This window comes from Rhodococcus sp. T9N, from assembly GCF_024436645.1.
Lineage (GTDB): Bacteria > Actinomycetota > Actinomycetes > Mycobacteriales > Mycobacteriaceae > Rhodococcus_F > Rhodococcus_F qingshengii.
The window spans coordinates 166930-186880 of sequence record NZ_JAMSKS010000007.1 but is presented as its reverse complement, the minus strand read 5'-3'; the positions used below and the strand labels follow the sequence as shown (position 1 = coordinate 186880).

The window sequence follows — 19951 nt, the reverse complement described above, 5'->3', positions numbered from 1 at the left end:
GCTGTGATCACGGCGATATTTGCTCCTGTGACAGGATTGAGCCCGTGACTTCTGCAGTACCGACACCGCCCGCGCCCTCCGTCGACAAGCGTCCCGAGTCGATTTTCACCATTGGGACCAGGCTCGAGGACCGGCTCGGACGAACCGGAACCATCCACACACCGCACGGCGATATCGCGACGCCGTCGTTCGTGGCTGTCGGAACCAAGGCCACGGTCAAGGCCGTGCTGCCCGAGTCCATGAAGGAACTCGGTGCGCAGTCGTTGCTCGCCAATGCGTACCACCTGTACCTGCAGCCGGGCCCCGACATCGTCGACGAGGCCGGCGGGCTGGGCAAGTTCATGAACTGGGACGGGCCCACCTTCACCGACAGCGGTGGCTTCCAGGTGATGTCTCTTGGCGTCGGGTTCAAGAAGGTGCTCGCGATGGAGGCCGTCGGTGTGCAGTCCGACGACGTCATCGCGAAGGGCAAGGAGCGTCTCGCGACAGTCGACGACGAGGGCGTGACGTTCAAATCGCACCTCGACGGCAGTAAGCATCGCTTCACCCCCGAGGTGTCGATGCAGATCCAGCATCAGCTCGGCGCCGACATCATGTTCGCGTTCGACGAGCTCACAACGCTGCTCAACACCCGCGGCTACCAGGAGCGATCGGTCGAGCGCACGCAGGCGTGGGCGATCCGCTGTATCAATGAACACGAGAAGCTCACCGCCGAACGCGTTGACAAGCCCTATCAGGCTCTCTTCGGCGTGATCCAAGGCGCGCAGTACGAAGATCTGCGACGTCAAGCCTGCCGCGGACTCGAGTCGATCGAAGGCGAGAACGGATACGGCTTCGACGGCTACGGCATCGGCGGCGCCCTCGAGAAGCAGAACCTCGGAACGATCGTGCGTTGGTGTAACGAGGAACTACCCGAGAACAAGCCGCGTCATATGCTCGGCATCAGTGAACCGGACGACTTCTTCGTCGCAATCGAGAACGGCGCGGACACTTTCGACTGCGTCAACCCGTCGCGTGTTGCTCGCAATGCTGCGATTTACGTCCGCTCCGGCAGGTTCAACATCAACACCAGCCGATTCCGTCGTGACTTCACGCCTATCGACGACGAGTGCGACTGCTACACGTGCGCCAATTACACCCGCGCGTACATCCATCACCTCTTCAAGGCGAAGGAAATGCTCGCGTCGACGCTTTGCACCATCCACAACGAGCGATTCACCGTGAAGTTGGTCGACGATATCCGAGCCAGCATCGAAGGTGGGTATTTCCACGACTTCAAGGCAGACATGCTCGGAAAGTTCTACGCGGCGAAGACGCCTGCACCTCAGGCGTAGGTCGGTTCGCGCTTCTTCACGTATGCGATGACGCGGTAGGTGATCGGCATGACCAGAACCTCGACAAGCGTCTTCCACAGGAAGCCGACCAGCACGTAGTTGATGAAGTCTTCCCATGTGCTGATGCCGATGACACCGGCCGCGATGGAACAGAAGATGAGGGTATCGGCGAATTCGCCGACGACGGTCGAGCCGATCAGTCGCGCCCACAGATGCTTCTCCTGCATGCGCTTTTTCATCATGACCAGAACCAGTGAGTTCAGTAGCTGTCCGACGAGGTAGGCGGCCAAGCCTGCGACCAGCAGCCGGGGAATGACACCGACCACGGTTTCGAGGGCGGCCTGGTTCTCGTAGAACTCTGCCGACGGGAGTTGCACTGCAATCCAGAAGCACGCAGCGGCAAGAATCAGTGCGCCGAAGCCCAGGTAGATCGCGCGTCGGGTCGCTTTGAAGCCGTAGACCTCGCTGAGCACGTCACCGAGGACGTAGGCGAGCGGGAACAAGAAGAATCCACCATCGGTGATGATGGGCAGAATCTGCAAGGGACCGAGCGAGAAGTCGGAATCCGCAAAGAAGGCGACCCCCTTGGTCGCCGCCACGTTCGAGATCAGCAGCGTTGCGGTGAAGAGCGCGACGATCGTCGGGTAATAACCCCGGCTGACGTGCGCAAATTTGGTTTCGTGGGTCGATTCGTCTTGCTGATCCTGAGCTGTCACGTCCGTCATCCAAGCACCACAAGGCGCTCGGATGCGAGTTGGCGACCGTCCAGTTGCGCAGAACACACCGAAGGCCCTGCGGTTTCACGTGGAACCGCAGGGCCTTCGGTGATGCAAACGAACGGATCAGGCAGCTACATGGCCGCCGGTCAGCACGCGGTATGCGTAGGTGCTGGCGATCAACGCGACGGGCGCCGTCACCAGAAGACCGATTCCACACAGCAGCGCACCGACGATGTTGATACCGATCAGAGCGAGCGCCAGCAGGACCAACGTTCCGACGTTCGACGAGGTCAACGCGTAACTCGATTTGATGCCCGAAATCGCATCCTGATTCTTGTCCACGATGAAGGTCAGCGTGTAGTAGAGCAGGAACGCCGCGATGATGCCGGGAATGATGCAGAGAGCCAAACCGACGTAAGTTGCCACTGCTACCAGGAAACCGCCGAGAACAACTGCGCCGATGTTGGTGAATTGGAAGAAGGTGCCGAAAGCCGGCTTGATTCCATCCAATTCGCTCAACGCTCCACGAAGGAATGCGGCTTGGATGATGTAGCCGACGATAGCGGTGACCAATCCACCCACGATCGACAGCGCGCTGAATTCGGTATTGGTGTAGTCGAAACCGTTGAAAGCGCCCTGGATCAGTCCGGCGATCAAGAACGCGATGATCGAGATTCCGATCCAAACCAATGCGTTGTCTTTGAACTTGTTCCAGCCGTAGGTAATTGCCGCACCCACAGAAAGCTGCGGTCCACCGAATCCTGCGCCGTAGTCGTTGGCGGGCGGCGGTGGGAAGTTACCGCCTCCGGGAGGTGGCGGGTATCCACCGGGCGGTGGGTAGTTGCCACCGGGAGGGGGATAGCTTCCACCCTGTGGAGGCGGCGGATATCCACCTGGCGGCGGGTAATTGCCACCTTGAGGAGGTGGGGGGTATCCACCAGGCGGCGGGTAGCTTCCGCCCTGCGGAGGCCCCGCCGGCGGGGGATAGCTCCCAGGAGGAGGCGTTCCCTGCTGGCCGTAGGGATCCTGGGGCGGGAATGGCTTTCCGTCCTCGGGATTCTGGTTGGGGTCGTGCCCACCGGTTGTCATATGCGCACCTAACCCTTGACTACCTGAGTTCCACCAGCGAGCTCGTCATGCTTGCCCTGCTTGGTGGGGCTGTTGTTGATGGTGACCGCGATGACGATGTACGCAACGAGCGAGAGAAGTCCTCCGATGATCGGAATGATCGACAAGAGGTTGAATGCGTTGCGAATTGCGGACTGCTGCGGAGTGGGAAGGCCCGCGCCTCCCGGGGCCTTCACCGACAGCCCAAGGAGCTTCTTGCCTGGGGTCCAACCTTGTGTGACCTCGAACCCAACGAAATATGCGAATGTCAGAAGGGCAGTCAGCAGGCCTGTTATCCAGTATCCCGAATCGACGAAGATGATCAGGAGCCCGACCACTAGGCCGAGAATGATGTAGTCGATAAGGCGAGCGCCGAATCGAATACCCAGTCCACCGGCTTCGGCGCCAGAGGGCAGCCGGTTTCCTCCGCCGTACGCACCTTGGTCGTTGAACTGCGGAGGCGGCGGGAAGTTTCCGCCCTGGGGCGGCGGCGGGTATCCACCGGGAGGCGGGTAGTTGCCACCCTGAGGGGGCGGGAAGTTTCCGCCCTGCGGGGGCGGGTAGCTTCCGCCTTGCGGGGGGCCTGCGGGAGGGGGGTAACTTCCGGGAGGAGGTGTTCCCTGCTGGCCATATGGATCCTGGGGTGGGAATTGCTTCCCGCCTTCTGGATTCTGGTTGGGGTCGTACCCACCGGTTGTCATGTGTTCCCCTCAGTCGTAAATATCGCGCTCGAGTGTGACAGTGGATATGACCCTACTGGGATCAAAGAGCGATGTGGATGACATCTGCTCACTTGGATTCGGAGGTCACCTGTGGTTTAGGCTGCGTTGTATGACGAGTTCCGGGGGCAACAACGACGATTCTTCGAGCGATTACCAGGCAAAACCTGGGTACGGAGAATTTCCGAGCCTGCCTCCTGAGGGGTACGGCGTGTCCCCGTCCGAAACGCAGTCTTCACCTGAAGTTCCCGGATATACCACTCCCAACGAGCAGTACCCGGGTTATCCACCGCCGTCGTACAACCCGCCCGGTAATAACCCCCAGCCGGGCGGAATCGGTGAACCGAACCCGTACCTGCCGCCGCAGAATTTCGGACCGCAGAATCAATATCAGCAGAATCAATATCAGCAACCCGGACAATACGGACAGGCTCAATACGGACAGCCTCAGTACGGCCAACCTCCGAACCCGTACGGTCAACCGAATCAATTCGCGGGTGGGTACGCACCGCCGATGCAGCCGGTCGGCACCAATGGTCTCGCAATTGCATCGCTGGTTGTATCGCTTGCGGGTGGTTGCTTCTACAGTCTCGGCGGAATCGTCGGAATCATTCTGGGAATTGTCGCGCTCAATCAGATCAAGCAGACAGGTCAACAGGGGCGCGGGCTTGCGATAGCCGGAATTGCGGTCGGCGCGGCCTTCTTGGCAATTTTTGCCGTGATTCTCGTGGTCGCACTCATAGCGAGTGCATCGTCGTCGTACTGAAGTGTCGTCGTGCTGAAGTGGCGAGCGCTCACACGGGAGTGACGACGGACGACGCAGGAAGTGGCTTGCCGAAGTAATAGCCCTGGCCCATGTCGCAGCCGGCCCGCAAGACGTTGGCTGCGTGTTCCGCGGTTTCGACGCCCTCTGCGATCGAATCAAGCCCTAGCTTCCGAGCGATGTCGGCGATGGACTCCATGACCATGAAGGCGCGGTCTCCAGCACGACCCGCTGCGCTGACAGCCCAGGTCAAGGATTGGTCGATCTTGAGAATGTCGAGCGGCAATTCCGACAATGCGGAGAAGGACGCGAAGCCCGCCCCGAAATCATCCAGCGCGATTCGAATTCCCTCGTTGTGCAAGACGTGAAGAGTCTCGGCGGCATGCCGGCCTACGACGCCGAGTTCGGTGACTTCCACGATTATTCTGCTCAGTGGCGTTTGTGAACTGTCGAGCGCTCCGAGGATCTCGTGAGCGGCGTGCGGGGTAGCGAGTTGGCGAGGCGAAAAGTTGACCGCGACCATCATGTGCTCAGGCCACGACGCTGTTTGGGCACAAATCATTTCCAGAGCTTGTAGCCCGATGGGAATGATGAGCCCAGAGGATTCGGCGGAGCGCATGAAATCTTGAGGTTCGATCAACCCTCGCAGCGGATGGCGCCAACGCAAAAGAGCTTCATAGCTGATAATTGCTGACGAGTTCAGATTGACCTGGGGTTGATACAACACCTCGAATTGATGGTCGTCGAGTGCCTCGCGAAGCTCGCGGACCATGCGTATTCCTTTTCGTCCTGAGTCGCCCGTGCCGCACGTGCGTGTCAGCGTGGATGCTGCAAGTGGGTACTGTGGTCGGATTCCAGGTTCAGATCCCGGGCGTGGTTTTGCAGGAACAACTCGCCCTGAATTTCCTTCGCCAGTCTCGACCGTACTTCACTATTCGAGAATTGCCAACGAATAGCTATTGCGGACGGCTTTGTCATATCGGACAATCGTAGTTTTGTTCCGACGAGGCACCGATTGATACGTCACTTACTTCGCCGGGAAAATCCACGGGGTCCGGGGGATCTTGCGAGAGTCGAATCGATCCGCCAATTGGGGTGGTGTGACAACCTCGCCGGGTTCGGCGAGACCGATGCTCGACGCGATCATCGTCAGAACCTGCTCGGCACTGCGTCCGGCCTCGAATTGATCTGCCAGAGTCACTGCGCCGTCGCGCTTCGCGAGTCGCTTGCCTTCACTGTTCAAGGCAAGAGGAACGTGGGCGTACGACGGTGGTTCGATGTCGAGCAGCTGGGCAAGGTATGCCTGACGCGGAGCCGAGGTCAGGAGGTCGTCGCCGCGAACCACCTGGTCGATGTTCTGTGCACCGTCGTCGACGACAACGGCAAGGTTGTAAGCGGGCACCCCGTCTCCGCGGAGCAGGACGACGTCGTCGACTGGTCCCGTCACCTCGCCGAACAGTTCGTCATGGACGGTGAACGAGTCGATGCCGGCCCGTAGCCTCAGCGCGGGAGATCGGCCACTTGCCGATTTCTCGGCGCGTTCGGCCTCCGAAAGGTTCCGACACGTGCCGGGGTAGGCGCCGTCTGGAGCATGGGGCGCTGACGGTGCCTGCAGGATCTCCTTGCGTGTGCAGAAGCAGGGATAGGTCAGGTCACGCTCGCGCAATTGGTCGATAGCCTTGTGGTACAAGGGAAGACGGTGTGACTGCAATACGACTGGGCCGTCCCACGTGAGGCCGAGCCTGCGCAGATCGTCGAGTTGTCGTTCCATCGCGCCGGGGCGGACACGGTCGAGATCCTCTACCCGAATGAGGAAGTCGCGCCCGCTGGTGCGGGCGAACAGCCAGGCCAGGAGGGCAGTCCGGAGGTTTCCCAGATGGAGATCGCCGGACGGACTCGGCGCGAAGCGTCCTGCTCCTTCCACGTCAGCTGGCGAGCCCGACGGAGGCGAGCGGGTTCTCGGCGTCGTGCAGGGTGAGGCGGATCTGGGTTTCCAAAGCGTGATCGAGGTACTGCGGCGGATACATGGCGGGGCTTCCGAGTGCGTCGAGTGCCAATCCATTGACGGTTGAAAGCAGAAGTGCCGCTCTGGTTTCCGCTTCCGGAGTTCCGATGCCGATCAGAACTGTCGAGATGCCGGTGCGGATTGTGAACAGGGTTGTCCGGCGAATTTCGGAGAGTGACTCACTGGTTGCGGCGCGCACGGCAAACGCGGCGAGCACATGCGCCTCACGCGTGCGTTGCTCGTCGAGGGGCAGGAGTTGCGAGAGCGCCTGGAACAGGGCGGTATGCGGGTCTGCGTCGGCGGACGATTCGGCCAGTCGCGTCAACAATCGATCGACGAGTGTTCGCAGTGCGAATGCGAACATCTCGTCCTTGGTCGAGAAATGATGTTGCACTGCGCCGATCGAGACACCCGCCCGTTTTGCGACCTCGCGAACGCTGGCATTTTCCAGTCCGGATTCCGCGGCGACATCGAACAATGCCGCCGCAAGCAGGTCTGGACTCGTGGAGGATTTTCGGCGTTCCGGCATACCGCGACATTACATGCGTATGGAAGTAATGCCCACGTCAGGGGTGCTTTTTCACGCCTTCCGGCCGAGGAAGGCAAGGAGTTTCGTCGCTTTGTCAGCGTTGTCCGGAACCTGTATTTCCGGGCCGCACACACCGCTCATGCGGATCGACTCGCCCAGGCCCGCGGCGATCTCCGACACCCACTCCACGTCCGCGTCTCGCATCGTCGTATCGGTGCCGGTTGCGGCCGCGAGGTCCCAACCGTGGATGACCAGATCGAAACACAAGAACCCTTCGACCGTGGCCCCGAGGTTGGTCCTGCCGAAGTGTCCGTCGTATTCCAGGGTGGACTTTGCCGGATCGTCCAGAATTTCCTGCATCGAATCGCGGACGGCCGCCCAGGCTGCCGACGGGTCGTCGTCGACCGACGGACCGGGTGCCAATTCCAGGCCGACTACCTTGACCATGTCTCGTTCGCTGTCGAGTACGTGTCTCACCACGTCGCGGGCGGTCCAGCCCTCGCAGGGGGAATCGTCGTCCCAGCGGTCGGCGGGTACGGCGTCGATCCGCGCCGTGAATCCGGCGGCCAGATCCCGATAACGCTGGGCGGGGGAGATCTCTGTTGAAGTCATGACAGCAATCCTTCTCCACCGCGGCGCGTCATGATTGATTATTTCGGACATTCACTCGATCTCCGGGGCCTCCGCCCAGATGTCCATCGGTACGACCCCGGCACTCTTGCCCTCGTCGTCGAGAAGTCGGCCCACCCTCTTCATCGATCGCAGCACCACTGACCTGTTCAGCACCACCAGGCCCGGTGCCTCTTGTGCGAGTTGTACTTCGGTAATGGGAGTTTCGCGAAGGGAGTGTGCGGCGATCGCGAGCAGTGTGTTGGCGCGTCCACCGGATATCCGCATGCACACCCGCGTTCCCGGCACTCGCTCCACCAGGGCACGAATCGTCGACCGGTCCGTGGGATCGACATATCCCCACACCCAGGTCACGAGGGGCCAGCCGGACAGTGGCAGAGACACGTCGCAGCGGAACACGATCTGGTTGCGCGACGTCAATTCGGCAAGTCGCCGCCTGACCGTACTTTCGCTGAGGCCGGTACCGACCGTGAGCTCGGCAATCGAGGATCGACCGTCCTCACCCAGTTTCAATATCAATTGGCGGTCGACAGCGTCGAACGTCTTCCCGTGATGGCGCTGATCCGTCGGCGCGTATTTGTATCGCACAGGCCGGTCTGTCATCGTCGCTCGCTGCGCGGCATCGAGTACCTGCAATTTCCAGTCGTCTCCGATCGCGAAGACCTCGGTGACGAGGTGTGCACGCGAACTGACGATCCCGGGTACCGACGCGAGCGACCGAAGCAGGAAGCGCGACAGGAAAGCCATGTCTCTGACCTCGACGAGAAGTGTCAAGTCGCCTGGGCCGCTTGTGTGTTCGACGCTCAGTACGTGCGGCCAGCGGGCAAGTCGTTCTGCAATCGTCAACGCGTTCGAAGTCGTGCAGTCGACTTCGACGAAAGCCAGACACGACTCCGGACGGCCATGGCCGGTTGCCCTGGCAGAGACCCAGGCGGTGCCGGAATCCTGTAACCGCTGCCAGCGGCGAGCTACGGTAACCGGATCCACTTTGAGCGCGTCGCCAACCGTGCGCCACGACGCTCGCGGGTCGAGTTGCAGGCAATTGATCAGGGCGAGGTCGACGTCGTCCAGTACGGCGGAATCCTGCGTTTCTTCGATCATGGTGCAAGTATCGTGCATCTTCACTGTGTCTGGGATCACTTCACTCATGCTCGAAGGGCAGAACGCGGTGGCGAGTGCCCACCGCGTTCATGCTGTGAAGGGAGAAACCAGATGTCATCGACCACGTTGCCCGCTGTTCCGACAGAGAGAAGCCTCGAGTGGGTGCAACGCCTCATCGGAATCGATACGACGAGTGCCGTGAGCAATCGACCGTTGATCGATCTCATTGCGGCGGAATTACGTCGCCATGGGGTCGAGCCGGTACTTGTTGCCGATGACGAGGGAACGAAGCTCAACTTGTTGGCAACGTTCACTCCTCCTGACGGAAGTACTGCCGGCGGTGTGATGTTCTCCGGCCATACAGACGTAGTGCCGGTTGACGATCAAGACTGGAGTAGCGAGCCTTTCACACCCGACGTTCGCGACGGAAGCCTGTACGGACGTGGCACGTGCGACATGAAGTCGTTCATCGGGATCGTCGTCGCTGCGATCCCCGAGATCGTTGCTCGGCCGCTGGCGAAGCCGATTCACTTTGCATTCTCCTACGACGAGGAAGTCGGCTGCATCGGTGCGGCCGGGTTGGTCGAGGAGGTTGTTTCCCGGAACCTGCGCCCTGATGTGTGCGTCGTCGGAGAGCCGTCGGAGATGCGGGTCATTCGCGCACACAAGTCGATGAACGTCATACGTGTTGATCTGCATGGTGTTTCGGCGCACTCGTCGCTTACTCCGCAAGGAGTCAACGCGATCGAATACGGCGCGGAGTTGATTCGATTCGTCAGAAGCGCGGCCGACGAGCTCCGTGCGTCCGGCCCGTACGACGACGCATTCGACGTGGCCTGGACGACGTGTTCGGTCAATCTCGTATCCGGCGGGATCGCAGTGAACACTGTCCCCGAGGATTGCTCCATCACTTTCGAATTCAGGAGCATCAGCTCAGCTGGCGCCGCAGATTTGCTCGAACGCTTTGCCGCCGAGGCGAATCGGATCGAAAACCTGATGCAGGAAGAAAACCCGTCAGCCTCCGTGACGATGCACGTGTCGGCCTCGGTTCCTCCCCTGGAGACGGATGCGAATGCTTCGGCGGCCGCACTGGTCGAACAATGGGGTGGTCGGGCCTCGGACGAAAAGGTCGCGTACGCCACCGAGGCCGGGATGTTCGCGACTATCGGTATCCCCACTGTCGTGTGTGGGCCGGGAAGCATCACTCAGGCGCATGCACCTGACGAGTACGTGACACTTGACCAATTGGCACAGTGCGAGCAGTTCGTTCGGAACGTCATCGCTCACGCCCGCGCCTGACCCACCCTGACCCCCTAAGGAAAACCATGTCCACGGCAACTACGCCAACCTCCGGAACAGTCACCCCGGAACGCCTGGCCGCTGCTCGCAAGGCGGTGATCAGCAGTTCGCTCGGCGCCGCGCTCGAATGGTTCGACGTCATCGTCTACGCATCATTCGCAGTGGTGATCGCCCATAATTTCTTTCCCGGCGGCGACAACACGCTCGGTTTGATACTGACGTTCGCGACGTTTGCGATCTCGTACGTCATCCGGCCGCTTGGCGGGATGGTTCTCGGTAGCTACGCCGATCGTCGCGGGCGCAAGAACGCCTTGACGTTGACGATGATGCTGATGATGATCGGCACGCTCATCATGGCCGTGGCGCCGACGACCTCGATGATCGGACCGTGGGCCGGCGTCGTCATCCTTGTCTCGCGTCTCATTCAAGGATTCTCCGCCGGCGGTGAATTCGGTACTGCTACAACCTTCCTCGTGGAGACTGCGCCACACAAGAAGGCGTTCTACTCTTCCTGGCAAGTTGCCAGCCAGGGTGCCTCGGTTTTCCTGGCATCGCTGTTCGGATACGTGCTCAACACCCACCTTTCGCATGAAGCGCTCTACTCGTGGGGCTGGCGCGTTCCGTTCTTCTTCGGCATCATCGTCGGGCCGGTCGGACTCTACATCCGTGCCAAGCTTGACGAAACGGACGATTTCAAGACGAGCGTCCCGGAAAAGGCTCCGCTGAAGACGACGCTGACCAGGCATCTCGGCCGGGTGCTGACCGGGGCCGCCGTAGTGGGCGTCGCGACGATCTCGATCTATCTCATCTTGTACATGCCGACGTTTGCCGTGAAGAACCTCGGAGTATCCGCCTCGGCCGGCTATCTCGGCGGCATCGTCGCCGGACTGGTCACCTTGTTCACCGTGCCGTTGATCGGTCATCTAGCAGACCGGGTCGGACCGGCGAGAGTTATGACCTGGGCCGCCGTTGCGGCAATCGTCTTGGCCTGGCCGCTTTTCAAATTGATGGTCGATCACCCGTCGACTCTGACCCTCGTCCTGGTTGTTTCGGTCCTGGGTGTCATCATGGCGTTTGCCTTCGGTCCCTTGCCCGCCCTGATGAGTTCGCTGTTCCCGGCAGAGATCCGGGCTACCGGAATGTCATTGTCGTACAACCTCGGAGTGACTTTGCTCGGCGGAATCGCGCCGTTGGTCTTGACCTGGTTGATCAGTACAACAGGCTCGCTCGACGCCCCGAGTTACTACTACATGACCGTCGCAGTTCTTTCCCTCGGTGGGCTGTGGTCGGCAAGGACGCTTTTCAGCCAGAAGTGACGGCGGGGGAGCGCGGTCGGGATTACGCGACCGCGTCTCCCTCCGCCAGCGCGACAACGGTATCCGACCCGTGCCAGTCGGGGGCTTGGGTGCGGAGTAGAGCCGCCGGGGTCAGCGACGAGATCCGGCGGCATTCACGGGTCAAGTGGGCCTGATCGCTGAATCCGCAGTGCGCTGCGGATTCAGCGAGTCCCAGCGCGGGTCGACTGCGAGCGAGCGCCATGAAGCGCTGGAGGCGCAGGATCGAGCGCAGCGTTGCCGGGCCGTATCCGAAGGCGTCGTTGCATCGACGTTGGAGTTGGCGCGAAGTCAGTGCCGCCGCGTCGGCGAGAGAGCTGACATTCCACGAATGTTCGGACAGTGCGGTGCGAACGTGGTTGATCACCGGATCGTGACGGAAACTCGAACTTACCCAACTCCGAACAGCGCTTTCGAGGATGGAGACCTGTTCGTGGTCTTCGGAATTTTCCAAGCGGTTCAACAGTATTCGTTCCGTGCGTGCGTCGGTTACATCGCTGAGATCGGCGCGAGAATCCCGAAGCTCGGACGCCGAGGTTCGCAACATCGGCGATGCCGATCCAGGGCGGAATCGAACACCCACGGAGCGTGTTCCGGGCGGAAGAGTGAATGACCATGCAGCGGTTTCGGGGCCACAGACGCGTATGCCGACGCCGCGTATCCACAGCACGTCCATGCAAGCATCGGGCACGAGGAGGTGTTCTCCTTCTGCGCACGCCGTCCAGCCACACACCAGGATGTCGGAGAGATCCGGGGCGACCGATTGTGGTGTGTACCAACCCATGACAAGAGCTTATCGAGCGGCACCGACACGAAGGCGACTTCAGTCGACCGGGCCGAAGCGGTATCCGAATCCCCTGATGGTTTTGATGTACTTCGGTTTCGCGGGATCGGATTCGAGTTTGGACCGCAGGCTGAGAATGGTTGCATCGACTACACGCGTCCTTTCGTGGTCGGAACCCCACACGTTTCGGATCAGGTGATCACGTGAGTACACGCGCCCAGGCTCGGTCGACAGCTCCAGGAGCACCCGCCATTCTGTCCGGCTGAGGACCAGCAGCTTTCCGCCCATCGTCGCCGTCATCGCACGTCGATCGAGGAGCAGGTCACCGTGACGTTGGTGTTTGCCGGGGGCGGGATGTGCGGTTTCACGAAGGATTGCGGTGACCCGAAGATCGAGCGCGTGAGAATCGATCGGGTTCAGCACAAAGTCCGAGACAGCGCGATGTGGTGCTTCGTCGATGTCCTCGTAGGTATCCACCAGCATCATGATCGGCATCGAACTGCGCAAGCGGATCTGCCGTGCGATCTCGTAGCCGTCGATGTCCGGCAACAGGAGATCGATCACGGCGATATCGAAACTGTCGGTGTCCAGGTCATCGAGTAGGCGGCGCCCGGTGCGGACGAGCTGTATCTGGTGCCCGAAATGTATTAATTCGGTACCGAGTGTCTGGGCAAGCTCCGAACGGTCGGTAGCTGCAAGTATCAAGCTCATGTGAAATCCTCCCCCCGAAGGTGTTACTAGTCGTAACAGCTTGCATTCTGGCAGATCATCGACCGCGGGACCAGACATAGGGCGGCCGATCGGAAGTCGAGGGGACCGGGGGCGTTCGTCGCTAGACTTCTTTCATGGGCACTCTGTTCGCGTTGACGCTGCCAGGCTTGCTCGTGCTGCTGGTCCTGTTCGCTTTCGCCGAGACTCTCTGGAACCGGCTCACCGGCGGCCGGGCACTGCCGTGGACTCGGGGACGTACGACTCGTCCGGTCTCGGCCGCGGGCTTCGAAGAGGTTGCTGCCCTGTTTCAGGGGTCCAAGCATCATGAATTCGAACAGCGTCAGAGCGCATTGATGCATCGTGAGGACGGAACGGACGGTGACCCGCCGTGGGTGTCTGTCGATCCGGAAGCTAACAAGGTCGTTCTCCGTCGACGGAGTTGACAGTCGTCAACAGTCGACGGAGTTGACAGTCGCCGACAGTCGACGGAGTTGACAGTCGCCGACAGACGACGGAGTTGACAGTCGGGTTCAGGCCCAGTGGCTGGGGTGGGTCAGTGAATCGGGAAGTGTGGTAGCCGAATCGCCGATCGCCCCGTTGATCTGGAACTGAGTGAGAAAGATACTGCCGCGGAGTTTTGCGCCGCGAATGTCGGTGCCGCGTAAGTCTGCACCGATCAGATCGGCTCGATCGAGTTCGCAGTCGCGGAGGTCTGCACCGATCAGGTAACTCCCGCGAAAGTTGGCCCCACGTAGATCGGAACCACGAAATTTGGCGCCGATGAGGTCTGCGCCGCGATGGTCGAGTTTTCGGCCCTTCTTGCCTGAGATCGGTGAGCGCACAAGGTTACTCGTCTGCAAGAGCAGTGTGTTGACTGCCGCTCGGTGTGCTGAGACGTCGACGGCTTGAATCTGCGAAGGCGTGCCGTTGGTCAGGCTTTCCGTCTCCGCGAGTGCAGCGTCGAGTTCCTTTCGTATCGAGTGGGTTTGCTTCAGCGAGCGGGCTTCGGCGAGATACCAGAGCAGTTCGTGCAACTGGCGTACGACAGGGAAGGTTTCGAACATGTCCGACGCGGTCTCCGGGACATCACGCCAGCTGATGCCGTCGTAGGTCTGCTGTGAAACCTTCTGTCCCGCACCGAAACAGTCGTAGACGGTGCAACCGGTGAAGCCCTTCTTTCGCAATCCGGTGTGAATGCCGCAACCGAAATCCTCCTGCAGGTTCTTGCAGGGGTCGCCGGCATTCTTGTTGGTCGCGAAGTCGGACGACTTGGAAAAGGGGAGTGCGACGCAGCATAGACCGAAGCAACTGCTGCAATCTGCGAGCAGATTGGTCTGGCCGGCAATCACGCGTACTCCCGATGGTTGGGTTGGACGGAAAGTCTGTCCTCGGGTTTGTGAGTCTGTCAAACGAAATTGCGTGGTTCGGCAGCAAGAAGTCCAGCGGCTCCGAGGTCGTATCCCGCGCAAATTGCGGGGTACCAATCCGGCAGACGTGATTCTGGACCACGCTCGTGAAGTAGGTCGAAAATCGGGTGGACGGCCCAGCTCGCCTAGCCCATCTGCGACCTGGCGAAAATCACTCCCCATCCAGATCGAGGAGCGATACCCCCCGTGCCGTGAGCCGGAAGCGCAGCGGTCTCTTCGTAACCGTCTCAATGATCCCGGCATCGTCCAGGCGCTGAAGTCGCGGGCGGGCGAACTGGCTGGATCGACCCACCACCTCGACCAGGGTGTTCAACTTGATGGCGCGGTTCGCCTCGAAGCAGTGGGCCTGACCCAGGGTGAACAGGACTGCGCCGATGTGGTTGCTATCAACCGGCGGCGTCGACTCGCGATCGAGTCCCAAGTTCAGCGGAAATTCCTCATCCTCCACCAGAACGCGGATACGCGCCTCGAGTGTGTCGATCTTATGCCGCCTCTCGGAGAGGTCGAGCAGCAGTCGATGTTGCCCCTCGGCGATGATCTCCAGCATATCGATCAGGTAGGGCGTCAGATCTCCGCGGTTCAATGGATTCTCCGCGTCAGAGAATGCTTTGTAGTAACGATCCTTGTTGTCGGCGACGGTCGCCGACAATGCCAGGCTCGCATACGGAGCCAACACCTGTCGAAGGTCCAGCGCGAGAAGGTAGCGTCCGGTTCGGCCGTTGCCGTCGTAGAACGGGTGCGTGTACTCGAAGATGAAGTGCGCGACCACTGCCCTGATCAGTCGTGGAATCGAGTCGTCGCCCCCCTGGCTCAGCATGAGGGTCAGCGCGTCGTCGATCGCTGACTCGGGTACCACACCGGTGTGCACGACCTTGATTCCTGACGTGATCGATACTGGCCCTTGCCGGAACCGCTTCCCATCGGGGGCGTCCTCGTCGCGAATCTCGCCCCGAGTTACCGCGTCGTAGACGTCTCGGATGTCGTCGAGCGTCTGCGGACTCTCGGCCTGGTCGTTGCCGATATTGAGATAGAGCCGCACCATCTCGGCGAACCGCTTGTTCGCGAGGGGTTGCTCCGCCCACACCATCTCGATTGCCTCGCTGATCTCCTTCCGGGTTGAGCGGACCTGTTCGATCTCGTTCGTTGCCTGGATCTCGTCGATCACCATGCGATGCAGGTAGTGGGTGCGCGCGAGGGCAGGCAGCCCGTTCCACTCAGCCCGGATCTTCGGCTCGAAGCTCATGATCCGTTCGATCAGCGCTGCGACTTCGGGTGTCATCAGTGCGAACGTCGAGTGTTCGCCGATCAGTAGGTCCCAGTGGACGGCGGCGGGAGAATCGCGTCGCGCTCGCTCCTCAGCATCGGCACCAGCACGATCTCGTTGGTGAAAGATCGATTTCAACGTCCTGTACGCCATCTGGTCTCTCCCCGTATCCACGCTATATTGCCGCCTTGCTTTCCATGCCTATCTTATCCAGAATGGGATCTGGATAAATAAGACTTGCGGCGCGGGTGTCATTTCATGACCAACGCGGGCTGCAGGAGCAGATGTGGCCATAGCTTCCCGAATCGGGTTCGGGCCATCGGCGGGCCACTCGAAATCACGCAGCAGCATTCCGATTCGGCGCGCTGCGGGATCGAAACCACCACGAGTCGGCAGACCGTCTGAGCTCGCAGAACATCGAGCTGAACCGAGACCCTGTTGCATTACTCGTTGCATGAGGACAGAAAAGAACCCCTGTGAACCGCTTCTCAGCAGTTCACAGGGGTTCCTTTGGCGGAGGATAGGGGATTTGAACCCCTGAGGGCGTTAACCCAACCCGCGTTCCAGGCGAGCGCCATAGGCCACTAGGCGAATCCTCCGTGGAGCAGCATACCCAATTGCGGGCGCGAAGCGTTAAACGGGTACCTGACCTGCGAAGAACCGGTGGGACTCGAGGTTTGCATCTCGGCCCCGGTAGGTGGTGTGCAGCGGCCGGAGAAAGCCGTCTATACTGTTCATTGGATCCCGCGCGGCGCGCATCCTGTGAACTCCCCCAGGGCCGGAAGGCAGCAAGGGTCAACGGGCTCTGCCGGGTGCGCGGGGTCCTCTATTTTTTCACATACCCGACCCCGCCTCGTCGGTGAAAGGCCGCTCCGGATGCCTATCCAAACCCAGATCGGGTTGATGAGCCATGAAGAACTCACCTCCGAGCATGAGAGCCAGAGCGCGAAGTACACGCAGCTCCAGGCGCAGAAGCTCGCACTCGATCTGACCCGCGGTAAGCCTTCCCCGGAACAACTCGACCTTTCCGCAGAGCTGCTGACGCTGCCCGGCGACGGTGATTTCCGTGACGGAAGCGGCACCGACTGCCGTAACTACGGCGGACTCACCGGTCTGCCGGAACTGCGCGCCATCTTCGGTGAGCTGCTGGGTATCCCCGTTGCGAACCTTCTCGCCGGAAACAACGCGAGCCTCGAGATCATGCACGACAACGTCGTGTTCTCACTGCTCCACGGCACTCCGGATTCGGCCCGGCCGTGGGCACAGGAAGAGAAGATCAAGTTTCTCTGCCCCGCACCGGGCTACGACCGCCACTTCGCGATCACCGAGTCCCTCGGCATCGAGATGATCGCGGTGCCGATGAACCACGACGGCCCGGATGTCGTCAAGATCGCCGAACTTGTTGCGTCAGATCCGCAGATCAAGGGCATGTGGGCGGTTCCGGTTTACGCGAACCCCACCGGTGCCGTGTACTCCGAAGAAATTGTCCGTACGCTCGCGTCGATGCCGACGGCCGCGCCCGACTTCCGCCTGTACTGGGACAACGCGTACGCCGTACATCCGCTTGTCGGCGAGACTGCGCCTTCCTACGACATTCTCTCGATGGCAGCGGAGGCCGGACACCCCAACCGTCCGCTCGTGTTCGCGTCGACGTCCAAGATCACTTTCGCCGGCGCTGGTGTGAGCTTCTTCGGTAGCTCGGCGGAAAACCTTGCCTGGTACCAGAAGTTCCTGGGCAAGAAGAGCATCGGACCGGACAAGGTCAATCAGCTTCGCCACCTGCGTTTCTTCGGCAATGCCGACGGCGTTCGTGCGCACATGGAGAAGCATCGCGCGTTCCTCGCGCCCAAGTTCGAGCTCGTACTGCGGATCCTCGAGGATCGTCTCGGTGCATCGAAGGTCGCGTCTTGGACCGAGCCGAAGGGCGGATACTTCATCAGCCTCGACGTGGTCGACGGCACGGCCAAGCGGGTCATCGAACTGGCGAAGAACGCGGGTATCGCGCTCACCGCTGCCGGGTCGGCTTTCCCGTACAGCACGGATCCGGATGACCGGAACATCCGGTTGGCCCCGAGCTTCCCGTCCACGGCTGAACTCGAAGTTGCCATGGACGGCGTGGCTACGTGTGTCCTGCTCGCAGCCACCGAATCGCGTCTCTCCGAGATCTGAGTTCTCGAAGCGGCGTGCCCGGTCGGTACTTTTCGGTCTCGTCTTGTACCGTTCGGAGCATCAATTCCCGACATAGGGTGTAAATCCCGGAGGTTGTAGTGACGGGCGCGATCAACGCTTCGGATGGGCCTTCTTTCGAGGCGCACACCGCGAAATCAGAGTCGGTCATCGAAGCTGACATACCGCGACGCACCCTCCGTGTCGGTGTTCTCGGATTCTCTGTACTCGGTGTTCTGGCAGTCGCGTCCGTGCTGATGGTTCTTTTCGCCGTGCCGATGAATACGCGGTACTGGGGCATCTTCGAAAATTTCCTCGATCTCGACGTCTACCGCCACGGCGGCAGCGTTGTGGTTCAGGGCCTTCCGTTGTACGACGGGCCAGTCCTGGACGGGATGATGTTCACGTACACCCCGTTTGCGGCTTTGCTGTTCACGGTGTGGGCGGTGCTCTCGTTCAAACAGGCGATTGTCGTGTGGACGGGTTTGAACATCGCTGCGTTGTTCGCAGTGATCGTGTTGTGCTGGAAGTATCTCGGTTATCGGCTCGACGTGAAGGCGTACGCCGTGAGTGCGTTGGCGACGACGATCTTTCTGTTCATGGAACCGATACGTACGACGCTCTGGCTCGGGCAGATCAACATCTTCCTGCTGCTCTTGATCGTGTGGGACCTCGGGCGGGACGAGAAGAGTCGCCTTCGGGGAATCGGAGCCGGCATTGCCGCGGGTGTGAAGCTGACTCCGGCCTTCTTCTGGGTATACCTGTTCATCACGCGCCAATGGCGCGCGCTGGTGACTGCAGTCGTGACGTTTGCAGCGACCGTCGCCCTCGGCTTCATCGTCATGTACCACGATGCGTACACGTACTGGACCGGCACTCTTGTCGACAGCGAACGCGTCGGACCGACGGACGCTCCGAGCAACCAGTCCGTGTCCGGTCTGATCGCTCAACTAACCCACACACCGACTCCGTCACGACTGTTGGTTCTCGCGTGCAGTGCAGTCGCCGCGTGCCTCGGGCTGGGGGCAGCGTGGGTCGCTCACCGCCATGGTCAGAAATTGCTCGGCCTCACCATGACGGGGTTGACTGCGACCACTGTCTCGCCGTTCTCGTGGGGCCATCACTGGGTGTGGTTCGTCCCGCTGGTCGTCCTCGCCGCGCACTACGCGATGGTGTCGAAGAAGCGCTGGGCGTGGGTGGCGCCGTTCGTTTTCCTGCTCCCGGTCTTGAACTGGTCTCACACCTGGTGGGACCCGTCGGTCATTCCGGGTACGGATCGCTTCATCGGAATGGGCCTGTTCATGTTCGTGCCGCCCGAGTATCTGCGGATTCCGACCGTCGGCGTCTACCTCTGGGTCTTCACGCTTGCCGCGGTCTCGACGGTGGTTCTGTTCGGCTGGAAGAAGTGGAAGATTCCGGCCCCGGATGCGTCGGCGCCGGTCACAACTGCCGCCTGACGTGGCAGTATCGGACTCATGGCACTTCAACTGAACCTTGTCGGTGACCCCGAAGCTGATGCTCTCCTCGCCGAGGACCCGTTGGCGTTGTTGATCGGAATGCTTCTCGATCAACAGGTTCCGATGGAAACGGCCTTCCTCGGTCCGAAGAAGCTGGCGGATCGGCTCAGCGGTATCGACGTCAGGCGTATCGCCGACATGGACACCGACGAGTTCATCGCCGTCTGTGCCGAGCCTCCGGCTGTGCACCGATTCCCCAAGTCGATGGGCGAGCGTATCCAGCTCATGTGCCAGTTCATCGTCGAGAACTACGACGGCGACACCGGCGCGATCTGGACTTCGGGAAATCCCGACGGCAAGGAAGTGCTGAAGCGGCTCAAAGCCCTACCCGGTTACGGGGATCAGAAAGCCCGGATCTTCCTGGCGTTGCTCGGAAAACAGATCGGCGTCGAGCCGAAAGGTTGGCGCCAAGCGGCCGGCGACTACGGGCTCGAAGGTTCGAGGCGCTCGATTGCAGACGTGGTCGACGAACAGTCTTTGCTCGAGGTCCGCGAGTTCAAGAAGGCCGCAAAGGCAGCAGCGAAGGCCGACAAGAAGTAAGC

20 protein-coding genes, 1 tRNA gene and 1 other RNA gene are annotated in these 19951 nt (G+C 60.8%); 9 read left to right on the top strand and 13 right to left on the bottom strand.

The genetic code is table 11. The features are described from left to right. Positions 1–44: 44 nt before the first annotated feature. Positions 45–1334, top strand: coding sequence for a tRNA guanosine(34) transglycosylase Tgt (gene tgt, locus M1L53_RS14535; RefSeq protein ID WP_054188626.1), 1290 nt, complete (start codon positions 45–47; stop codon positions 1332–1334). On the opposite strand, the gene M1L53_RS14530 is transcribed toward tgt, so the two are convergent. From M1L53_RS14530 to M1L53_RS34875, 3 genes are all read right to left on the bottom strand, one after another. Further along, on the bottom strand, positions 1325–2059 hold the full coding sequence (locus M1L53_RS14530; RefSeq protein ID WP_030535741.1) for a queuosine precursor transporter: 735 nt from the start codon (positions 2057–2059) through the stop codon (positions 1325–1327). The genes tgt and M1L53_RS14530 overlap by 10 nt on opposite strands. Positions 2060–2176: 117 nt before the next feature. Beyond that, a complete protein-coding gene (locus M1L53_RS14525) occupies positions 2177–3142 on the bottom strand; it encodes a hypothetical protein (RefSeq protein ID WP_232319099.1) in 966 nt (321 codons plus the stop codon). An 8-nt stretch (positions 3143–3150) separates the two neighbouring features. After that, positions 3151–3861: an RDD family protein gene (locus M1L53_RS34875; RefSeq protein ID WP_007731590.1), complete on the bottom strand. Its 711-nt coding sequence runs from the start codon at positions 3859–3861 to the stop codon at positions 3151–3153. Positions 3862–3991: 130 nt separating this feature from the next. Between M1L53_RS34875 and M1L53_RS14515 the strand changes: the two genes are divergently transcribed. Beyond that, on the top strand, positions 3992–4645 hold the full coding sequence (locus M1L53_RS14515) for a DUF4190 domain-containing protein (RefSeq protein ID WP_030535740.1): 654 nt from the start codon (positions 3992–3994) through the stop codon (positions 4643–4645). Between the two features lie 28 nt (positions 4646–4673). Here M1L53_RS14515 and M1L53_RS14510 read toward each other — a convergent pair whose 3' ends face one another. From M1L53_RS14510 to M1L53_RS14490, 5 genes are all read right to left on the bottom strand, one after another. Next, positions 4674–5414, bottom strand: coding sequence for an EAL domain-containing protein (locus tag M1L53_RS14510; protein ID WP_003943863.1), 741 nt, complete (start codon positions 5412–5414; stop codon positions 4674–4676). A 255-nt stretch (positions 5415–5669) separates the two neighbouring features. Beyond that, the gene (gene gluQRS / locus M1L53_RS14505) at positions 5670–6566 is read right to left on the bottom strand and encodes a tRNA glutamyl-Q(34) synthetase GluQRS (protein WP_054188624.1); all 897 of its coding nucleotides are present in this window, start codon (positions 6564–6566) and stop codon (positions 5670–5672) included. A 1-nt stretch (position 6567) separates the two neighbouring features. Beyond that, on the bottom strand, positions 6568–7176 hold the full coding sequence (locus M1L53_RS14500; RefSeq protein WP_019746515.1) for a TetR/AcrR family transcriptional regulator: 609 nt from the start codon (positions 7174–7176) through the stop codon (positions 6568–6570). Positions 7177–7227: 51 nt separating this feature from the next. Next, positions 7228–7788: a TIGR03086 family metal-binding protein gene (locus M1L53_RS14495; RefSeq protein WP_007731584.1), complete on the bottom strand. Its 561-nt coding sequence runs from the start codon at positions 7786–7788 to the stop codon at positions 7228–7230. Positions 7789–7839: 51 nt separating this feature from the next. Further along, positions 7840–8907: an Lrp/AsnC family transcriptional regulator gene (locus M1L53_RS14490; protein ID WP_064073653.1), complete on the bottom strand. Its 1068-nt coding sequence runs from the start codon at positions 8905–8907 to the stop codon at positions 7840–7842. Positions 8908–9018: 111 nt separating this feature from the next. On the opposite strand from M1L53_RS14490, the gene argE reads away from it, so the two are divergent. Then, on the top strand, positions 9019–10206 hold the full coding sequence (argE, locus tag M1L53_RS14485) for an acetylornithine deacetylase (RefSeq protein ID WP_054188623.1): 1188 nt from the start codon (positions 9019–9021) through the stop codon (positions 10204–10206). Between the two features lie 26 nt (positions 10207–10232). Further along, the gene (locus M1L53_RS14480) at positions 10233–11522 is read left to right on the top strand and encodes an MFS transporter (protein WP_054188622.1); all 1290 of its coding nucleotides are present in this window, start codon (positions 10233–10235) and stop codon (positions 11520–11522) included. Between the two features lie 22 nt (positions 11523–11544). On the opposite strand, the gene M1L53_RS14475 is transcribed toward M1L53_RS14480, so the two are convergent. Continuing rightward, on the bottom strand, positions 11545–12324 hold the full coding sequence (locus tag M1L53_RS14475) for a helix-turn-helix domain-containing protein (RefSeq protein WP_003943809.1): 780 nt from the start codon (positions 12322–12324) through the stop codon (positions 11545–11547). Between the two features lie 39 nt (positions 12325–12363). Beyond that, the gene (locus M1L53_RS14470; protein WP_007731581.1) at positions 12364–13035 is read right to left on the bottom strand and encodes a response regulator transcription factor; all 672 of its coding nucleotides are present in this window, start codon (positions 13033–13035) and stop codon (positions 12364–12366) included. 134 nt (positions 13036–13169) lie between these two features. Between M1L53_RS14470 and M1L53_RS14465 the strand changes: the two genes are divergently transcribed. Continuing rightward, entirely contained in the window at positions 13170–13478 is a 309-nt protein-coding gene (locus M1L53_RS14465; RefSeq protein ID WP_007731580.1) for a DUF6191 domain-containing protein, read from the top strand. Between the two features lie 87 nt (positions 13479–13565). Here M1L53_RS14465 and M1L53_RS14460 read toward each other — a convergent pair whose 3' ends face one another. The 3 genes from M1L53_RS14460 to M1L53_RS14450 form a co-directional block, all read right to left on the bottom strand. Then, on the bottom strand, positions 13566–14384 hold the full coding sequence (locus M1L53_RS14460) for a pentapeptide repeat-containing protein (RefSeq protein ID WP_054188621.1): 819 nt from the start codon (positions 14382–14384) through the stop codon (positions 13566–13568). A 229-nt stretch (positions 14385–14613) separates the two neighbouring features. Beyond that, on the bottom strand, positions 14614–15879 hold the full coding sequence (locus tag M1L53_RS14455; protein WP_054188620.1) for a Fic family protein: 1266 nt from the start codon (positions 15877–15879) through the stop codon (positions 14614–14616). 358 nt (positions 15880–16237) lie between these two features. Further along, positions 16238–16325: transfer RNA gene (locus M1L53_RS14450), tRNA-Ser, on the bottom strand. 136 nt (positions 16326–16461) lie between these two features. Here M1L53_RS14450 and ffs point away from each other — a divergent pair. The 4 genes from ffs to M1L53_RS14430 all read left to right on the top strand — a co-directional run bounded on the left by ffs (position 16462) and on the right by M1L53_RS14430 (position 19949). Next, an RNA gene (gene ffs, locus M1L53_RS14445) (signal recognition particle sRNA small type) lies at positions 16462–16561 on the top strand. A gap of 41 nt (positions 16562–16602) precedes the next feature. Continuing rightward, complete coding sequence (locus tag M1L53_RS14440) at positions 16603–17895, top strand: aminotransferase class I/II-fold pyridoxal phosphate-dependent enzyme (RefSeq protein WP_019746524.1); 1293 nt, start codon at positions 16603–16605, stop codon at positions 17893–17895. Between the two features lie 98 nt (positions 17896–17993). Next, a complete protein-coding gene (locus tag M1L53_RS14435; RefSeq protein WP_054188619.1) occupies positions 17994–19349 on the top strand; it encodes a glycosyltransferase 87 family protein in 1356 nt (451 codons plus the stop codon). An 18-nt stretch (positions 19350–19367) separates the two neighbouring features. Next, positions 19368–19949, top strand: a complete 582-nt coding sequence (locus tag M1L53_RS14430) for an HhH-GPD-type base excision DNA repair protein (protein WP_054188618.1) — start codon at positions 19368–19370, stop codon at positions 19947–19949. The last annotated feature ends 2 nt before the right edge of the window (positions 19950–19951 follow it).

Excerpts from the sequence above, each read along its gene's own strand:
- M1L53_RS14530 (WP_030535741.1), bottom strand. The coding sequence starts at position 2,059 with ATGACGGACGTGACAGCTCAGGATCAGCAAGACGAATCGACCCACGAA.
- M1L53_RS14525 (WP_232319099.1), bottom strand. The coding sequence starts at position 3,142 with ATGACAACCGGTGGGCACGACCCCAACCAGAATCCCGAGGACGGAAAG.
- M1L53_RS34875 (WP_007731590.1), bottom strand. The coding sequence starts at position 3,861 with ATGACAACCGGTGGGTACGACCCCAACCAGAATCCAGAAGGCGGGAAG.
- M1L53_RS14515 (WP_030535740.1), top strand. The coding sequence starts at position 3,992 with ATGACGAGTTCCGGGGGCAACAACGACGATTCTTCGAGCGATTACCAG.
- M1L53_RS14510 (WP_003943863.1), bottom strand. The coding sequence starts at position 5,414 with ATGGTCCGCGAGCTTCGCGAGGCACTCGACGACCATCAATTCGAGGTG.
- M1L53_RS14500 (WP_019746515.1), bottom strand. The coding sequence starts at position 7,176 with ATGCCGGAACGCCGAAAATCCTCCACGAGTCCAGACCTGCTTGCGGCG.
- M1L53_RS14495 (WP_007731584.1), bottom strand. The coding sequence starts at position 7,788 with ATGACTTCAACAGAGATCTCCCCCGCCCAGCGTTATCGGGATCTGGCC.
- M1L53_RS14490 (WP_064073653.1), bottom strand. The coding sequence starts at position 8,907 with ATGATCGAAGAAACGCAGGATTCCGCCGTACTGGACGACGTCGACCTC.
- argE (WP_054188623.1), top strand. The coding sequence starts at position 9,019 with ATGTCATCGACCACGTTGCCCGCTGTTCCGACAGAGAGAAGCCTCGAG.
- M1L53_RS14480 (WP_054188622.1), top strand. The coding sequence starts at position 10,233 with ATGTCCACGGCAACTACGCCAACCTCCGGAACAGTCACCCCGGAACGC.
- M1L53_RS14475 (WP_003943809.1), bottom strand. The coding sequence starts at position 12,324 with ATGGGTTGGTACACACCACAATCGGTCGCCCCGGATCTCTCCGACATC.
- M1L53_RS14470 (WP_007731581.1), bottom strand. The coding sequence starts at position 13,035 with ATGAGCTTGATACTTGCAGCTACCGACCGTTCGGAGCTTGCCCAGACA.
- M1L53_RS14465 (WP_007731580.1), top strand. The coding sequence starts at position 13,170 with ATGGGCACTCTGTTCGCGTTGACGCTGCCAGGCTTGCTCGTGCTGCTG.
- M1L53_RS14455 (WP_054188620.1), bottom strand. The coding sequence starts at position 15,879 with ATGGCGTACAGGACGTTGAAATCGATCTTTCACCAACGAGATCGTGCT.
- M1L53_RS14440 (WP_019746524.1), top strand. The coding sequence starts at position 16,603 with ATGCCTATCCAAACCCAGATCGGGTTGATGAGCCATGAAGAACTCACC.
- M1L53_RS14430 (WP_054188618.1), top strand. The coding sequence starts at position 19,368 with ATGGCACTTCAACTGAACCTTGTCGGTGACCCCGAAGCTGATGCTCTC.